This is a genomic window from Bifidobacterium margollesii (assembly GCF_002860355.1).
GTDB classification, from domain to species: Bacteria; Actinomycetota; Actinomycetes; order Actinomycetales; family Bifidobacteriaceae; genus Galliscardovia; species Galliscardovia margollesii.
On the sequence record NZ_NMWU01000002.1, the window covers coordinates 213,032 to 229,786 of the forward strand.

Annotated in this window: 13 protein-coding genes; 12 read left to right on the plus strand and 1 reads right to left on the minus strand. The window is 59.4% G+C overall.

All coding sequences use genetic code 11. From position 1 onward, the window contains the following. Window positions 1–288: 288 nt before the first annotated feature. The 11 genes from Uis1B_RS01000 (at window position 289) to Uis1B_RS01050 (ending at window position 13,631) form a co-directional block, all read left to right on the plus strand. Entirely contained in the window at window positions 289–498 is a 210-nt protein-coding gene (locus Uis1B_RS01000; RefSeq protein ID WP_101614682.1) for a MerR family transcriptional regulator, read from the plus strand. 31 nt (window positions 499–529) lie between these two features. Then, a complete protein-coding gene (locus Uis1B_RS01005) occupies window positions 530–934 on the plus strand; it encodes a hypothetical protein (RefSeq protein WP_101614684.1) in 405 nt (134 codons plus the stop codon). 806 nt (window positions 935–1,740) lie between these two features. Continuing rightward, window positions 1,741–2,031, plus strand: a complete 291-nt coding sequence (locus Uis1B_RS01010) for a hypothetical protein (protein WP_101614686.1) — start codon at window positions 1,741–1,743, stop codon at window positions 2,029–2,031. Window positions 2,032–2,386: 355 nt separating this feature from the next. Continuing rightward, window positions 2,387–2,593 carry a helix-turn-helix domain-containing protein gene (locus Uis1B_RS01015; protein WP_207763349.1) on the plus strand — a complete coding sequence of 69 codons (207 nt, stop codon included), beginning with the start codon at window positions 2,387–2,389 and terminating at the stop codon, window positions 2,591–2,593. A gap of 367 nt (window positions 2,594–2,960) precedes the next feature. Beyond that, the gene (locus tag Uis1B_RS01020) at window positions 2,961–3,182 is read left to right on the plus strand and encodes a hypothetical protein (protein WP_101614690.1); all 222 of its coding nucleotides are present in this window, start codon (window positions 2,961–2,963) and stop codon (window positions 3,180–3,182) included. Continuing rightward, window positions 3,173–4,318 carry a tyrosine-type recombinase/integrase gene (locus tag Uis1B_RS01025; RefSeq protein WP_243390188.1) on the plus strand — a complete coding sequence of 382 codons (1,146 nt, stop codon included), beginning with the start codon at window positions 3,173–3,175 and terminating at the stop codon, window positions 4,316–4,318. The genes Uis1B_RS01020 and Uis1B_RS01025 overlap by 10 nt, the downstream gene beginning before the upstream one ends. A 269-nt stretch (window positions 4,319–4,587) precedes the next feature. Then, on the plus strand, window positions 4,588–5,031 hold the full coding sequence (locus Uis1B_RS01030; RefSeq protein ID WP_101614692.1) for an HNH endonuclease: 444 nt from the start codon (window positions 4,588–4,590) through the stop codon (window positions 5,029–5,031). 631 nt (window positions 5,032–5,662) lie between these two features. Then, window positions 5,663–5,818, plus strand: a complete 156-nt coding sequence (locus Uis1B_RS11945; RefSeq protein ID WP_162835002.1) for a hypothetical protein — start codon at window positions 5,663–5,665, stop codon at window positions 5,816–5,818. Window positions 5,819–6,254: 436 nt separating this feature from the next. Further along, entirely contained in the window at window positions 6,255–7,772 is a 1,518-nt protein-coding gene (locus Uis1B_RS11800; protein WP_133124783.1) for a zinc ribbon domain-containing protein, read from the plus strand. Window positions 7,773–7,778: 6 nt separating this feature from the next. Further along, window positions 7,779–9,029, plus strand: a complete 1,251-nt coding sequence (locus tag Uis1B_RS01045) for a zinc ribbon domain-containing protein (RefSeq protein WP_101614698.1) — start codon at window positions 7,779–7,781, stop codon at window positions 9,027–9,029. A gap of 429 nt (window positions 9,030–9,458) precedes the next feature. Continuing rightward, entirely contained in the window at window positions 9,459–13,631 is a 4,173-nt protein-coding gene (locus tag Uis1B_RS01050; protein WP_165782654.1) for an Ig-like domain-containing protein, read from the plus strand. Window positions 13,632–14,422: 791 nt separating this feature from the next. Here the strand turns inward: Uis1B_RS01050 and Uis1B_RS01055 are convergent. Next, a complete protein-coding gene (locus Uis1B_RS01055) occupies window positions 14,423–15,583 on the minus strand; it encodes a hypothetical protein (protein WP_101614702.1) in 1,161 nt (386 codons plus the stop codon). Between the two features lie 78 nt (window positions 15,584–15,661). On the opposite strand from Uis1B_RS01055, the gene nusA reads away from it, so the two are divergent. After that, a partial coding sequence (nusA, locus tag Uis1B_RS01060) for a transcription termination factor NusA (protein ID WP_101614717.1) occupies window positions 15,662–16,755 on the plus strand: 1,094 nt, incomplete at its 3' end.

Consider the following 16,755-nt stretch of genomic DNA (forward strand, 5'->3'; position numbering starts at 1 on the left):
GACGAACGTGCACACCATGTATGGAGATGATGTTTCACGATGTTTCACGCATGATTGGTTAATTTTGGAGGGTGTCGTATAAGCCGCCCGATAACGCGGCTTGCCGCGACACACTGCTGGGATTGCGTCGTTGTTGTCGCTATTATCGCAACCAACGCACAGGTACGCGGCAACGTGCATTGTGCGGAACAACAGAAAAGCGAACGCCCCACAGCGGCAACTATGAGGCGTTCCGACCCCCGCACCGCGAACAAACGCGGAAGTAAACAAAATTGATTAGAGGTCAAAATGAACGATACCACCAACACCATTGCCACGCCGAACGCCAGCACCAACATGAGACGGCTCGAACCCTTGAAAGCCGCCACCGAATCGCTCGGCTTCCATGACACCCGCGTGACCATGCGACTCGTGCGCGAAGGCAAATTGAAGGCCGTCCAGATCGGCAAACGGGTAATGATCTCCACCAAGTCCCTGAACGACTTCGCCGGCTGCTAGCAGCGCTCGCGAGCGCACGAAAGGCGGCGGAGTGGGTAGCGAACTCGTAAGAAAAGCCGAGTGGCTGGGAGGCCGCGACCGGCTCAAACTGACCGCGACCGCCCGTGTTGTGTTGAACCATATGGCCCGTCTCGCCTTAGATAACGGCGGTACCGGCGTCGGTGACGAACGCCAGTACGGGCAGACGAAGGACGGCAAACCCGCCCAACTGTTCACACAGGCGCAGGCCACAGCAATAGACGAGGTCGGCATGTGCGCCCGCATGTACATGCAGCAGATCGCGCGTCTGGAGTCATGCGGGGTTTTGGAGCGTGTGGACAAGTCAGCCCCCGGCCGTTCGCGGTCGTTCCGGCTTCATGTGGCGGAAATGTACGACGCCTACAAGCGAAAAGAAGAGCTAAAGACAGACAGGGCGCGGGCCGGCGCGACGAACTAGCCCCACTGGCATCCGACCCCGGCACCACGACAAAGGGTGAATGATTCATTCATGCGTCTTAGAACGATCGTTCTAAGACAGGTGAACAGATCATTCACCCTTTAATCGTTGTGGCGACAGTTTCCGCGAACGAATCGTTCACCCGTCGCGGAACAGATCGTTCACGAACGGGTGAACGATTCATTCATGAACAGGTGAACGAATCGTTCCGTAACAGGTGAACGAATCGTTCACCCCTAATACAAAGGAATACAAGAGACTACAAACTGACTTCAATCTGAATACAAGCGTGAACGAATCGTTCACCTGTTGACACGCCGCCCCAGCGATCGAACAAACTTACGAAGAATCGGCGATGAAGATGAACGAAGCCCGCAACCCGCGATGCCACCCGCCATCGAGAGTCACGAGAGAACAGCCGCCAGCGACGAACCCATGTGCCACGATCGGTGAGCGCCGGACATGAACCCTAACGGCGCTCGCCGGCAACATATCCCGATCGACGGCCGGCCGTGATCTGCGAGACGACCGCCGCGCGCCCGATCTGAACAACCGCCCGGCGCTCGCGAGCGCCAGCCGATCGACAGCCGTTCGGCGGGCATCATGGCCGACGTTCACGAGAGCGGCCGTGTAAACGCCCGAAACGATCGAACACGTGCAACTTATCGCGTCGGACGGGAAAGCCGGCAGACGACGCCCTAGCGTGACGATTCGGGGCATGTGCCGGGTATTGCCTCGATGGGGTGCGCTAGATTGGGGCATGTCAGCGCCGACCATACGGCGCGCGAACGGAAAGCGGGGACGACATGGCACAGGGCGCGTGGCATACCGCCGTGGGCTTCATCTTGGAGGATTCGGACGCCGACGTGACCCGAGAGCGCGAGGCGGCACGCCAGATCGCCGGCCGGATATTGCGAGCCGCCGCCCACTCGATGCAGCAAGGCCAACCCCAGCCCCTCACGCTGCGACTGCCCGCCGACTCACAGACCGCCGCCATAACCGGCGCATCCCTCTTGCTGCTCGCCCAACAGATCGACCCCGCCGCCGCGCACGTCGGGCAACGATGGCAACGCCCGGCCGCGCGACACGACCGGTAAGCCCGCGAGCGCCCGACGATCCGCGAGACGGAGCCGCCGCCGCTGCGCTCGCGAGCGCCCGCCGCGTTCGATCTGCCGCGCTGCTGCCAAGCTGCCGGATATTGCGAGCCGCCGCCGATCGGCGGCGCTTACCGTGCGGGCCGTTGCGAGCTGTTGCCGATCTGCTGCCGGCTATTTTCCGGGTTTATTTTCCTTGCTGCCCTATTTTCCGCGTGTGGTCGGCGGGAACCGTTGCAATCACTGGCGTCGCTTATTTTCCATAGTCGTGTTCCCTTGCCCGGTTTTACATAGTTAACTATTTGACAATACATAGATAACTATGTAACAATGAAGGTAAAGCCGATCGACAAGGGAGGTGAGAACACAACAAATGACGCTCAAGGAACTTCGGGAAGGCGCGAACATGTCGCAGACCCGACTAGCCGAGCTGAGCGGCGTGCCACAGCAAGTAATCAGCGCCTACGAACGCGGCGCGAAGGACTGGAGGAACATGCCGTTAGAAAGGGCGATAGCGCTCGCGGACGCGCTCGGCGTGACCGATCTGCGCCAGCTCGGACTATAAGCCCACCCGAAGCACGTAAAAGGCCCCGTAGTGCTGGAACCACCACGAGGCCGAAAGCCAACCAAGACACCGCTAACGATCAATCAAGCAATGACCGGGAAGGCGTACCCCATTCTATCGGGCGTACCATCCCGGCCGGGAAGGAACACGCCATGAGCCATCACGGCCGCATCACAGTGCACTCAACCTATATGCCACGAGTCCCGGAGCGTGACCGCGCCCGCGTCACGAAGAAAACGCCGCGCCATGCTCGCCGCCATGCCGAATCAACGCCGTCAACGGCCTCTATAGCGTTCGCCGCTGCGCTTGACGAATACAACCGCCGACACGACAGTGGCAGGTCGTTCAAGTGGGGGAGGGAAGCGCGATGACCGACTCGCCCGCCATCGTCCATCTTGCCCGCTTGGATGCCGACGAATCGGACGTGCGTACCCTATGCGGCATTTGGGGACACGCCAGCAAACGCCACACGCAAAAGGCCAAGCAGGGGCCGTGGGTGTCGTGTCCCCTATGCGAAGCCGCCGCGTCCTTCCTTGAGGAAAGCAAGAGCGCTGCGGATCAGAACGAGGGGGCCGAATCGTGGACGTGAACAAGCTCCCCGCCCCGTGGCGCGAACCCGTCGCCGGCTTCATCGACTACAAGCGCGACGACGGATGCAACGAACGAACGCTATACGCACACTTCTATTGGCTTGGCCGCTTCGCCCACGAAATCGGCAAACCACCCGAACGGGTAACGGCGGACGATCTAGTGTCAGCGCTCGCCGGCCAAGGTTCAAAGGCCGTGCGCAACAAACTGCGAAGCGCGTTCACGACGTTCTACCGGTACATGCAACAGGCCGGCTATCGACCGGACAACCCCGCAGCGCCATTGACCCCCGACCGAAAGCCGCTAGTGGACGTGAACAAGCTCCCCGCCCCGTGGCGCGAACCCGTCGCCGGCTTCATCGACTACAAGCGCGCGGGTGGTTGCAGCGACCAGACGTTACGCACCCGCTTCTACCAGCTCCACCGCTTCGCCCACGAAATCGGCAAACCACCCGAACGGGTAACGGCGGACGATCTAGTGTCAGCGCTCGCGGGCGGCCGCGCCCAAGACTCTCGCAAGGGGCTGCGCAACTGCTTCACGACGTTCTACCGGTACATGCAACAGGCCGGCTATCGACCGGACAACCCCGCAGCGCTATTGGCAAACATGCGGCGTCCCCAGCCGCACCCCAAGCCATGCCCGGACGGGTATATCCGAATCGCGCTCGCCAACGCCAGCCAAGCCGAACGACTCATGATCTTGCTCGCCGCCGAATGTGGCCTAAGACGTGCCGAAATCGCGCAGGTACACCACGACGACGTAATCACCGGGATAGACGGCAGACGCTCGCTTACTGTGCACGGCAAGGGCGGCAAACAACGCATAGTTCCACTACCCAATGCGCTCGCCGACGCCATCGAGGCCACACCCGGCTACCTGTTCCCCGGCCGTTGGGAAGGCCACGCCGAAGCGTCCTATATCGGCAAGCATGTAAGCCGACTATTGCCGGCCGGATACGGGCCGCACAAACTGCGCCACAGGTTCGCCACTGTGGCCTACTCGCAATCACACGATATGTTGGCCGTCTCCAAGGCGCTGGGCCACGCCAACACCGAGGTGACACAGGTATACGTGGCACTACCAGACGAGAACCTTAGGGCGCTCGTGAACGCTGCCACGTTGACGGCCGAAGGATAATAACCCCAATCGCCGCCGCGCCCGGCGAACCCATAAGGCGAACACCGAAGAAAGTCCCGACGATCTCGCACGATCAGCGAGCGCCGGGGCTTCGCCATACTCACGGCGCAACACGGGGGCGGTATACCCTCCCCCATCCGCCTAGCCCCTCCACGGGCATAGGGCTTCATACCCCCGGCAAGCTGTTTTATCCCGGAAGGGCTGAACCGCCGCCGCGCCGGGCGTAAGTTTTGGCGCAAGACACAACCACCACAGGGAAGGCAACAAGCATGAACGCCATTGAAGCCGAGCGGCTGCGCCGGCGCATCGACGCCAAGACCGACAAACAGGCGGGCGGGCACTGGATATGGACGGCGCACGCCGACTCAAGCGGCCACCCCGTCATATCCATAGGCAACAAGCCCCGGCAAGCCCGCCGCGTCGCCTACGAACTCGCACACGGCACCGTGCCGGCCGGTATGGTCGTAACCGCCATATGCGGCGTCCCCGCTTGCGTCAACCCCGGCCATCTCGAAGCCGTGACACGCTCGCAAGCCGACACGCGCCGCAAGGCGTCCAGTCTCAGCACGACCGGCGTTCGCGGCGTCACATGGCGCAAAGACCGAAACTGCTATCTGGTCGCCATACGCATCAACGGGCGCAGACACCGCAAAAGCGGTTTCCACACCATCGAGGAAGCCGCCCGATACATCCAGACCATGCGTAACCAATGAAAAAGCCCCGCCCGAAGACGGGGCCGGAGAACTCCCACCCGAAGGCGAAGACCTCGCATTGTCCAAGAAGCAAGCCTAGCACCACGACAACGGCATACACCCGCCGACCCGTGGAAAACGCGCGGCGCTCGCCGGCATGACGACACATGCCGCGCGCCGATCTCGCGGCGTGAATGAACCGGAGCGGTAGGAGTGTGCCGTATCGTTGCCGTTCCAGCGTTTCCGGGGCGCTGCGCCGTGGCCTTTGCTGTGGAAAAACAAGCGGGGGTGAAAAGGCGACCGCACCGTGGTCGCCCACAGGGGAGGGGGAGGGGAGCACCCCCACCCCGCCCGCCACGGCCACCACGGGTTACGGGCCGTTCTTCCCCCGGCGTTTTTCCACAAGGCTCGACACTGCCCAACCGTTGCGGGGCAACGCATCGCGAACGATCGAAAGTCACGCGGCCGACCGCCATTGACGGCGCGTATTCAAGCGTTCTGATACAGTCGTGAACGATGCCGTAACATGCGGCGTCCCCGTGGATATGACGGGCCGTTACCGGTGGTGAACCGGTAGCAAAAAGGCCCGACGCTGAGAACATCGGGCCTTGTTGTGGCTAGCGGCTCATCACCGCAAACCAAAGGTTACGAAATGAATCATATCACGATGCACGGCACCCTGACCGTGAACGGGCGTACCGTGATCGTCCACATAGGCGATCACGAGGCGACTGCCACGGTTGACGGCACACCATTCAACGTGTGCAACGTCTGGCAGCTCTACCAGCTGCTACGGCTGCTCGTGTAACGTTCATTAAGGGCGCGGCGCTCACCCGTGGGCGTCACGCCCGTAACCTTGAACCCGACGCGGCGAACGATCTGCGAGCGCTCGCCGGCTTACAATAAGCATCGTGCGTAATGGTGCGGCGACACGCGGGGTAAAAAGTCCCTAAAGGGGTACGTAAGTGGGTACGGGAAAGCCGTTGAGCGTGTGAGCCGCTTGGAATGAAGCCGTTTTGAACGTAGTTGCGGATACTCGCCTTATCCGCCTCTAGGGTTTCAGGCTTCGGCCTGAGACCCTTTTGTTTTCTGCAAAACCATTGTTACATCTAGTGTTTTGCGTTTGCTCGTATCGACCGTAAAGTTACTTGAAGAATCTCGAAAGACCGTTTGCAACGGGGCGAAAAGCGGGGCGAAAATCGGAAGAGCCGCAGTATTGAACTCGGAAAGGTGAAGGTGCCGACATGGAGGATAAGTACTGCCGCTTCTGCGGGGCATTGCTGCCGGAAGAAGCCTTGTTCTGCACTAAATGCGGGAAGGCAACAGCTGCGGAGAGCGGCGATGAGGAATCATATACCGAGGCTGACAAGGAAAGAGGTCAAGGCGAGCGTGATGCCGCAGATGAATCAGCCCGTAATGCAGATGACCACGAATCGCATTGGCTGAAACGTTCAGAGGATCGGCTCGATCGTGAGACTGAGGCAGCTCGGGAGCGGAAAGAAGATCAGCAGAAACAGAAGTGGAATCGCAAGCGCATCATCGTGGTAGCCGTAGTGGCTCTGATCGTAATCGCTGCGATCATCAGCGCGGTGTTGGGCTCTCGGCCGACTACGCAATCCAATAAGAGCCAAGACTCAACGTCGGGCAGTGACGCTGCTTCAAAGTGCGTTGCAGTAAGCAAATCCGGCGATAGTATCTACGATCGCAGTTGCGATAGCGACTCCGAAGACAATCCTTCAGCAACACTTAAGTATCTTTACAAGCAGCTCAGTAGCAAAACTGTAGGTGACGAGTCTGTTCAGCTGAGCGGCAGGGATACCAGCACCGATCGTGTTCCTTATTTCTTCATCAGTTCATCTGTTGAGAAGCTGCAGTATGAGAATGGTGTCCTTTGGTATTTCGGGAAAGCGATTGGCGAAAATCCTTTTTCTTATCTTCCGCGAATGGTCAGTGACGCAGCCGGTGCCGTGGGTTATAACGAAAGTGTTCTCGGTTTCGACGGAAGTCCTTATGATGCTAATGAATTCGTTGAGAAGACAGATGATTTTGAGAAACAGGTTCCTTATTACCGATATTCGGTTTCTGGATATGGCGATGTTGTTGTTGGCTTGGTTACTTACTCTCTCGATGGTGGGAAACAATTTAAGGTCTTCATCTTTGTCTATGACGCTGAAGATGTTCCTGATTGGGTGACCGATATCCATGATTCCAGTCGGACTACTCAGTCAAATTCATCAACATCAAATAATGATCAGGCTCCTGGCAACAATGGTTCGACATCGGTGGATACCGATTTCACTGATTTATGGACGGCTGTGGCGATCAAGGAGAATCTTTCGAAGATCGCAGGTGAATACTGTCGCAATGATGGTGCCTGTGTGAAGATCAATGCCAACATCGGTCATACAGCCGGAGACTATTCAACGAAGCCGGGTGAAATCAGTTTCACTTCGGGTGATCAGGCATCCAATCCCCTGCCGGATCAGTCGGCGGAACTCGGGCTGAGCTTCGCATTCCAGCAGCAGCCCACCACGGTCCCCGATACGGTCACTCCCATTGACATGCAAACCATGACCGACGGTTGCAATGCTGCATCCGATTCGTCGTGCCAGGCAGGTGTCACCTACGTCATGCCGGGTGCGGGCGCCAGCCGCTTCTCTGACCGTGTCGAGTCCGGTAATCCGCCTGACGGCAACAAGAGTTATCTGGTCATCGGTTGGCAGACCAAGGTCTCGAACGACACCGTATTCTACCGAAAGTGATCAATCATGTTCTGTCATAAATGCGGTGCAGAAGTTCCGAACGATTCTCTGTTCTGTCCGAAGTGCGGAGCCAAATTGGCTTCGATTGTGGAAAAGACCGAAACGCACGATTCTTCCAATGCGCCGGGTGTGGATCAACGACGGTCTGACGGTGTCGAGCATGCGCAAACGGACGAGTCTGCGCAATCGGATCGGAAAGATAATGCGGAGGTAATCGAGTTTCTGTCTTCCCTGATTAACGAGGTACCGGATCAACCCTCGAATGAGGATGCGGCCGGTGAGGATATGGCCGGAGACGGTGGTGATGAACCGCGGTGGTGGAACCGTCCGGAGGCCGAGGTTGGTCACGATGTGGAGTCGAAGCGTCGTGAAGCTTTCAAGTGGATTTGCGTCGCGGTCTTCGTTGCCGTTGCGGTAATCTTTGGTGTTTTCGCGGCTGTGCAGAGCTATCGGACGCTTGCCCATGATCAGCAGGCGGCAGAGGCTTCGGATAGTGGCGATGAATCCGGGGAATCCGGTGATGCGTCCGATGATGCCACTGACAGTGCATCGTCCGATGAGACCGGGGGAATCGCCGATCAGGATTCCTCCCAGACCTATGATCGGGGGCTGCGGGATCTGGCGGCATGCGGGCGTCCGGGGTATTTCGTGCTGACCACGGGCGACGCCGGAAAACCGGTCGCACGTTTGGAAAACACGGGCTCCACGTATACGAGCATGAACGAGTATGTCAACCTTCAATGTTTGACACAACAACTGGGCTATACAGGGACCAACATCATCCATGACCTTGGCGATAACGAGTCATGGAACAACTCGATGAATTGGGTATATGCGACGGAAGGGGATACTGAGTTCAATGATGCCGATGATAGTGCCTACAGAAAGGAGTACAGCACTCCTAAATGGATTGGCGACGGTACCTATAAAGTCAAGTGCTTCGACGAGGACCACCGCTCTATCTGTGATTTTTATATGACAGGCAATACACCCACGCCGGCGGAGATGATGAAAGACCAGTATAAGGGCAACTCCAACGCTGTCGGATACGACCAGTATCGGAGCTATAACTGCTCGGCCGGCAATTCAGGGAAATTGACCCCGTGCAGCACCATTTATCAGGAAATGGAGAACGGTACGATGCAGTATCTGCCGTTTGGAATCGAGAACGCGTCTGATCCCGATGATGCCAGCACGTATATCCCGGTGGACACGGATCGTGATGGGTTGATTGATGGAGGTGAGGCGGGCCATTGATCGGAAGGTCATCCCGATAAGCGTTCATACCTGATTCGAGGGCATATTCCGGTGGAATAGACCGCAAAATACTCGATTTGCGCTTTGGTCCATCGAATTGCGAATCCCGAGATTTTGAAAACCTTGAAATCATGCGGTTTTCGAAGGCCGGCGTTTCCGCTCGTATTGGAATAGGCTGCATTTCACGCCAAACGCGCACTGATCCTTTGGGGCAACCGCGATTCCGATGGATATCGTGTTCCTTCCCCCTGACTTTTCTTTGCTTGTTGCTTGAGCTAAAGCATTCGCTGTCAATTGGAAGGTGGAATAATAGAGACCGTCATAATGATGGGACTGTGCTCTGTGCCATTGGATGAGGAAGCGTTGCGGTATGCCTCTTCATGTCAGCCGTTCAATGATCGCAGTTCTTATCGGAGGGAGGAGATAGACATGAATAAAGGCAGGGGGCTGTCCGGGGTCATGCTCAGAGGCATGATTGCGCTGGTCTGCGCGGTGGCGACGCTATTGGCGTCTAATGTGCTGGCCGGTACTGCGAACGCTGCATCGAAGTTGCCTGCTAAGCCGGTGCAGATCGCGGCGAATTATAATGGGGATTCCGGTCCCGATGTGACGGCGGCGCCGAACGTCTTGTTGTCCGACGGCACGGTATGGACGATGAACGCGAATCTGGTTACCTACCAGCGCGAGGGTTTTACTGGAATCAAGAAGATCGCGGCTGGGAGTGCTGGGAGTCGTGCGCTGACCCGCAACGGCGACATGGTCGATCTTTTTGATGGTAGAACGCTGCTGTCTGGCGTGGCCGAGAGCACGTTCAACGAAGATGCCGATGGGTTCGTGGTCCGGACGAACGGCACGGTGTTCGCACCCTCCGGTACGGGATATGAGACGAAGTATCTGCCGGTCAACGGTCTGTCCGGAGTACGCTCGGTCAGCGTGGACGACACCAACAAGATCGCCTATGCCACGCTATCCGATGGCGGCGTCGTCAGGTTCTCGGCCAGCATCCCCAATGACGCTTCCAATCGCACCTCGCTGAATCTGGGGGCCGCCCGGGTGCCCGGACTGTCCGGCGTACGATCCGTCACGGCCGGCGACGGATACTATCTCGCTCTGATGGCCGACGGTACGGTGAAGGCTTCGGGGAGCAATGTTGTCGGTCAGCTCGGCCTTGGCGATCGCAAGGAGCGTTCCACGCCGGTCACGGTTCCCGGACTCTCCGATGTGAAGACGCTCTCCACCACGAACGAATCCGGCAGGACCCATTACGGCACATCCTATGCATTAAGCGGCAACGGCCGGGTTTACACGTGGGGCGTTGGCGATTACGGACAGCTCGGTCATGCCTACTCCTACGCCGATAATGGTTTTACGACCGGCTCCGTTTCCCCGACGCCGGTCGATGGGCTGACAAACGCACGGATGCTGTATGCACAGTCGACCTACGCGGATAACGAGCCCAGGGCCATGGCGATTACCACTGACGGTAAGGTGCGCAGCTGGGGCGTCGGCTTCGGATCCAATCAGCCCCAATACGGCAATCCGGGTGCCAAACTCGACGATTTCAGCCGTGTCGGCAGCGCGATCGATATCGCTGTCGATGGTTCGAATTACTGGGCAGCGACCGCCTTCGTCCTGACCGACGATGGCTCCATCTACGCATGCGGCCATTCCACCTATGGAGTGACCGGATCCAACATCGCCACACGAACCCCGTTCGGCGACAACGTGCAGGGCAGTAGTGATTCAAAGGCCAAAGTGAGCTCCTCGCTTACCTACGTCAGTTCCCCGGCATGGTTCGCCAATGGCGAGTACATCGGATCGAAAATCCCTATGTCGATTACCGTAACCAACGAGCAGGCATCCGATAGGCATGAGGACCGGTCCCTTACCATCTCCTCCGTCAAGGTGACCCTGCCAAAGGGGCTGAGCTTTTCGCAGACCAAGGAGGAGCGGGTTCGAGACATCAGGAGTCTGCTCGATCCCGTCACGCTGCAGCCGTACAAGAGCGTTACGGCAAAGTTCGACGTGTATATTCCTGACTCGTATCTGCACACCTATGTGAAGTCCTTCGACGCCAGTGCGGCGGTCGTGACCACTGCCGGGGAGGTGAGCGCCAAGGCGAGTCTGCCGGTGAACCGCACTGATGCCGACCTTACGCTGGTACGGAAAATCGAACAGTGGAATGCCAACGCCGACGTAAGTTCCGAACTCGACAAGCTTTCCGATGAGACCATGACCCAGCTATGGTACAACCGCTACTCGGTTGCCGCCCAGAATCAGCATATGGATGTGCTTTCCGGCATGTGGAACCTCATCGATGCGGCCACGCAGGGCAATCTGGTGGCCAGCCGCAACATGACGCAGAACGAGGCCAAGGATCTGATTCTCGCCACACTCTACGATTCCGACGATCTGATCACCGGCGCGTCACGGGACAACTTCATCGAGGAGTTCAACGACGCCGCCCGGCAGTGGGCTCAGGACCAGCTTGAACAGAACACCAGCGAGGAGCAGCGCACCGGCCTGAAGATCCTCGCCGCCGCGCTCGCCAGCCCCAAGGTGGTTCAGGAGCAATACGACAGCTTCTCCGGCTATGCCAATCGGGTGAAGGAGGTTTACGATCAGGTGGCGACCGATCAGGAGAAGATCTCCGATCAGGCTAGGATCAACCGCATGTTCGGCTCCACGTTCCAGCAGATGCAGCGTGCGCAGAACTTCCTGCAGCGATTCAACCGACTCTCAAAGGTCGCTGAGCTCTATGGCAAGGGCGCGGACAAGCTCGAGAAGCTCGGCAAGATCAATGACTATCTCGGCACGGCCAAGGACCTCAACGATTCGTGGAACAATATCCAACGGCTTATGGAGATGCAGGATCGCGTCGGCCTGTACGTTGGCATCCTCGACTCCATCCAGAAGAAGGCCACGATTCCGGCCGTGCGTGCCGCTGCCGGTGACGCGGCCACGACGATCCAGCTGAACGGCGATAAGTTCGTCGATGAATTCTTCGGCATTCTCGACGACAAGGCGTCGGAGCAGATCGACGAGAAAATCGGCGAGTGGGTGGCTAAGAAGTGCCCGTACGTGGCGATCGCACAGGTAACCTCCGAAGTGATGACCGGCACGCTGCTGAAGTCCACCGTCAATGCGGCGGCCACGGCGAAGACCATGCGTATTCAGACCGATATCGCGTATGCGCTGGCCATGCGGTACAACACGTCGATGCGGAGTTTCGAGCAGGAGCGGACCGATCCGGTGGCCAAGCTCGACGATGCGAAGTCCGTGCTGTACAGCCTCGCCATGCTGCTGAACATTCACGAGAAGGGCGAGACGACGTTCTCCGACCCGAGTTTTGCCCAGAGCGACGGCGGATGGGCTCAGCCGGCTCAACGAGACAATGCTGCGATCAACGTCAAGGAGATCCAGACTCTGGAGAAGAACCTGATCGCTCCGGATTCCACCTGGTACAGCAGCTCACCGCATCTGTGGTATGCGACCGTGTTGTGTCCTCTGAATGTGGAGGTGCGGCGCAACGGCCGTCTTGTCGTCGTCCTGACGAATCAAACCGCTTCCGTGGACAATGCCGATGGTCACTTCGAGACCATTGTGCGCGATGGCGATGCGAAGAAGATGATGGTGCTTTATGGCGCGCCGAGTGAATACTCGTTCACGCTTAAGGGTACCGGGCATGGTACCGCCATGATCGACATGGATGTACAGAATGGCGGCAAGCGAATCGAGCATCGCAGCCAGTATCTGAAGGTCGCGCCGAACTCCCGGTTCACGGTGTCGTCCGTGCGCGCCGATGGTAACTACGGGGTGCAGGTGGACGCCAACGGTGACGGCAAGCCGGAATCCACATCCAATGCCGTGACCCTGAATCAGGGAAGGATCACCGTGCCGACGGGCATCACACTATCCGAGAAGACCATGTCGCTGACCGTGGGGGAGACCTCATCGGTGGGTGTGTCGATTACGCCGACGAACGCGACTCTGCCCGGAGTGCAATGGTTCTCCTCCGATCCGAAGATTGCATCAGTCGACCCTTCCGGCAAGATTCTGGGACTGAGGAAAGGTGCGGCGACGATTACGGCGAAGTCCGGCAATGTCTCTTCGACGTTGACTGTGGTCGTCGACAAGAAGGAGATCGTCAGGCGGGTGCCGGTGTACCGCGTGTACAACCGCAACTCGGGTCTGCATCACTACACGGTGAGCAAGGCGGAGAACGACATGCTGATCAGGATCGGCTGGCGTGACGAGAACCGTGGCGGCTCCGCGTTCGTGACGGTGAGCCGGGACACGCCGGGCGCGCGTCCGGTGTACCGCGAGTACAACAGGCGTTCCGGCAACCATAACTGGACGCTGAACAAGAAGGAGCACGACATGCTGGTGCGTCTGGGCTGGAGGGATGAGGGCATCGCCTGGTACACCTCGCCGACGGGCCGTGACGTGTACCGCCTGTACAACCCGAAGCCGTACCACAAGCCGAAGAACGGCCGTGGCAACGGGGGCGGCGAGCATGTGTACACGACGAGCTACGGCGAGTATCGCGCGGTGGTGCGGGCCGGCTGGCGTGGCGAGGGCGTGGCGTGGAAGAGCCTGTGATTGGAGGCGCTGCCTTCAATCGGGCTTTTGCGCAGCCGCTCCGCTAGCGGAGCGGCGAAGCCGGTAGGGTGCGGCCCGCTTCGGCGGGCCGTCCTTAGTTGCGGGGCGGGCCTGTGGCGAGGATTCCGGGCCTTCCCCTCGGAGGGGAAGGTGGTCGGCGGACGCCGGCCGGATGAGGTGGATGCAGACTGAACTGCGTTTCGTACGATCCACCTCATCAGTCAGCCTTCGGCTGCCAGCTTCCCCTCCGAGGGGAAGCCCGATTGTGCATTCCGTCCCGTCCACCTCATCAGTCAGCCTTCGGCTGCCAGCTTCCCCTCTGAGGGGAAGCCTGATCATGCGGCTGTGGTTCGGGGCCGGGTATGCCTGTCGTCACTGGGCATGCTTGTCGTCACGGGGTGTGGGTGTGCCCGGTGACGGTGGTTCGTGATCGTTGGAATTGCAGGGCATGCTTGTCGTCACGGGGTGTGGGTGTGCCCGGTGACGTTTTCTGAGTCTGGTTACGCAATCTGTGACGATCCGATGAATGCATACGATCCGATGGTCGATGGATTAGGATGTGTAAATCCTGATTTTGCGTTGTAGTCCATCGGAATTCGATACCCGAGATTTTGAAAACCTTGAAATCATGCGGTTTTCGGAGGCCGGCGTTTCCGCTCGTATTGGAATAGGCTGCATTTCACGCCAAACGCGCACTGATCCTTTGGGTCAACCGTGATTCCGATGGATCAGGCTGTGAAAATCCCGATTTGCGCTTTGCTCCATCGCCGATTTCGGGGACCTCGGGCCAGCTACTGCAGCAGCAGGGATTCGTCGCCGGGGTATCCCAGCGTGTGGGCGGTGACGATGTGGGCGGCGATCAGATCGGAAACCGCGAGCATTCCGGCTGTTTCCGCTGCATCGCCGGCCGCCGGCGAAGTCTTGGCCGTATTCGAGATTACGGCCGCATTCGAGGCTGCTGCCGCGTTCGACGTATCCGTGGCTCCCGAAACCGAACCGTCCCCGTTGCCGCCGGTATCCCCATTGCCCTCGGTATCCCCATTGCCCTCGGTATTCCCGGCGAAGGCGTTCAACTGCTCCATCGCGCAGTTCATCTCCACCACGGCCGCGGTCGGCGCGATGATGCCATTGGTCGGATCCTTGGCCTGACTGGGATTCGCCAGCAGCGCCGTGACCGAATACACCTTCCGGCGCGGATCCTCGGTCTGCTTCACCGCGGTGGCCATCAGCTGCGCGTTGGCTTTGTGCCGGTTGCTCATCGTGTGCAACGAGGAGTTCGCACCGTGCCGGGCGGCAAGGATCTCATAGGCGAAACCGGCCCGGTCCTCGGCCACGGTGAGCGAGGCCGCCTGCGCGGCCGAAATCGAATCCGATGAAATCAAATCAGACGTGTGGTCATCCACCTTGTCGCTCGGTGCCACGATGACCTTGCCGCTCAATCCCGTCCGTCCCATCGTCTGTTCGAAGCGATTGCCGACGAATACCGCCTGGGCGCTGCGAACTGTCCCTTCGACGAACCGTCCCGGGCAATCGACGGCCGATCGGCTCCACGCGGCCTGCGCGTTTGCGGCGGCCAGCAGCCTCACCGACGACGGCAACGGAGACCGGTATCGTTCGTCGCTCCGATATCCGACGGTCAGCGCGCGTTCGCAGGAACTCAGCTCGGTTTCGTCTCCGCCGCGTCCCGCGATGCCGGCCGGTGCCGCATGGGCTGCCGGCATAACAGTCGCGGACGGGCCGATGAGCGGGCCGATCAGCATGACGAGGACGATCATCGCGGCGAGAACGATATGACCCGGTCGGATGTGAACCGGTTTGGCACGAACCGTGCGGATCGGTCGGATACGACGAATACCGGCCGTATGGGTACAGACCGCCTGCATGATGTGCCGGGATGGGAACACGCCGCTGCCCGACTCTCCGGGTTCGCCTGAAGCGGATAGTGTCTGCATGAATCGTTAGACTAGTAGCCGTTGCAGACCATTTGCGGGCAAGGTGCCCGTTATAACTTCATATGGGAGGTCTTGGGCATGGAATTGGACTTGGCAGGTATGTACCGTCTCGCTGCTGAGCAGGGAATAGATGCCGAGACTCTGGATACCGCGTTGGCGGAAGCTCTGCGTCTCGCTTATTTGAAGACTCCTCACGCCGCTAAGCACGCCCGCGTCGAACTTGATCCGCGTGCCGGCACGTTCACGGTCTGGGCTCAGGATGAGATCCGTCAAGAGCCGACCGAGGACGATCCCTATCCCGCCCCGGTGCTGGGCGAGGAATACGACGACACCCCTCGTGATTTCGGTCGTCTGGCCGCATCGACCGCTCGTCAGGTCATCTCCCAGCTGTTCCGTCGCGCCGCCGATGAGAAGGTGTTCGGTGCGTTCTCCGGTCAGAAGGGCAAGCTCATCACCGGCGTGGTGCAGCAGGATGCCAAGGATCCCGGTAATGTTCATGTGGCGGTCGGGGACGTCGAGGCGATTCTTCCGAGGCGCGAGCAGGTGCCGGGGGAGCGATATCATCACGGCGATCGTCTGCGTGTCTACGTGGTGAACGTGGCGCGTGGTCTCAAGGGGCCGGAGATCATCGTCTCCCGTTCGCATCCGGAGCTGGTTCGTCGTCTGTTCGAGCGCGAGGTGCCGGAGCTTTCCAGCGGTGCCGTGTCGATCATGTCGATCGCCCGCGAGGCTGGAGCCCGTACCAAGATCGCGGTTCGCGCCAATGCGCAGGGCGTCAACCCGAAGGGTGCGCTGATCGGCCCCGGCGGTTCCCGTGTGCGCGCGGTGATGGAGAATCTCGGTCAGGAGAAGATCGATATCGTCGACTGGTCGAATGATCCGGCGAAGTTCGTGGCCGCGGCGCTTTCTCCGGCCCACGCCACCGAGGTGCAGGTCGTCAGCGAGAAGAACAAGACGGCGATCGCCTTCATTCACGATGATCAGCTGTCGTTGGCCATCGGCAAGGAAGGGCAGAACGCCCGACTTGCGGCCAAGCTCACCGGATGGAAGATCGGCATCGAGTCCGAGGAGATCCGTGCGAAGAAGATGGCCGAGGCCGCAGCGAAGGCGAAGGATGCGCAGGCGGATCGGAATGATCCGGCGGACGGTTCCGAANCTNCTCGGCCTCGGAC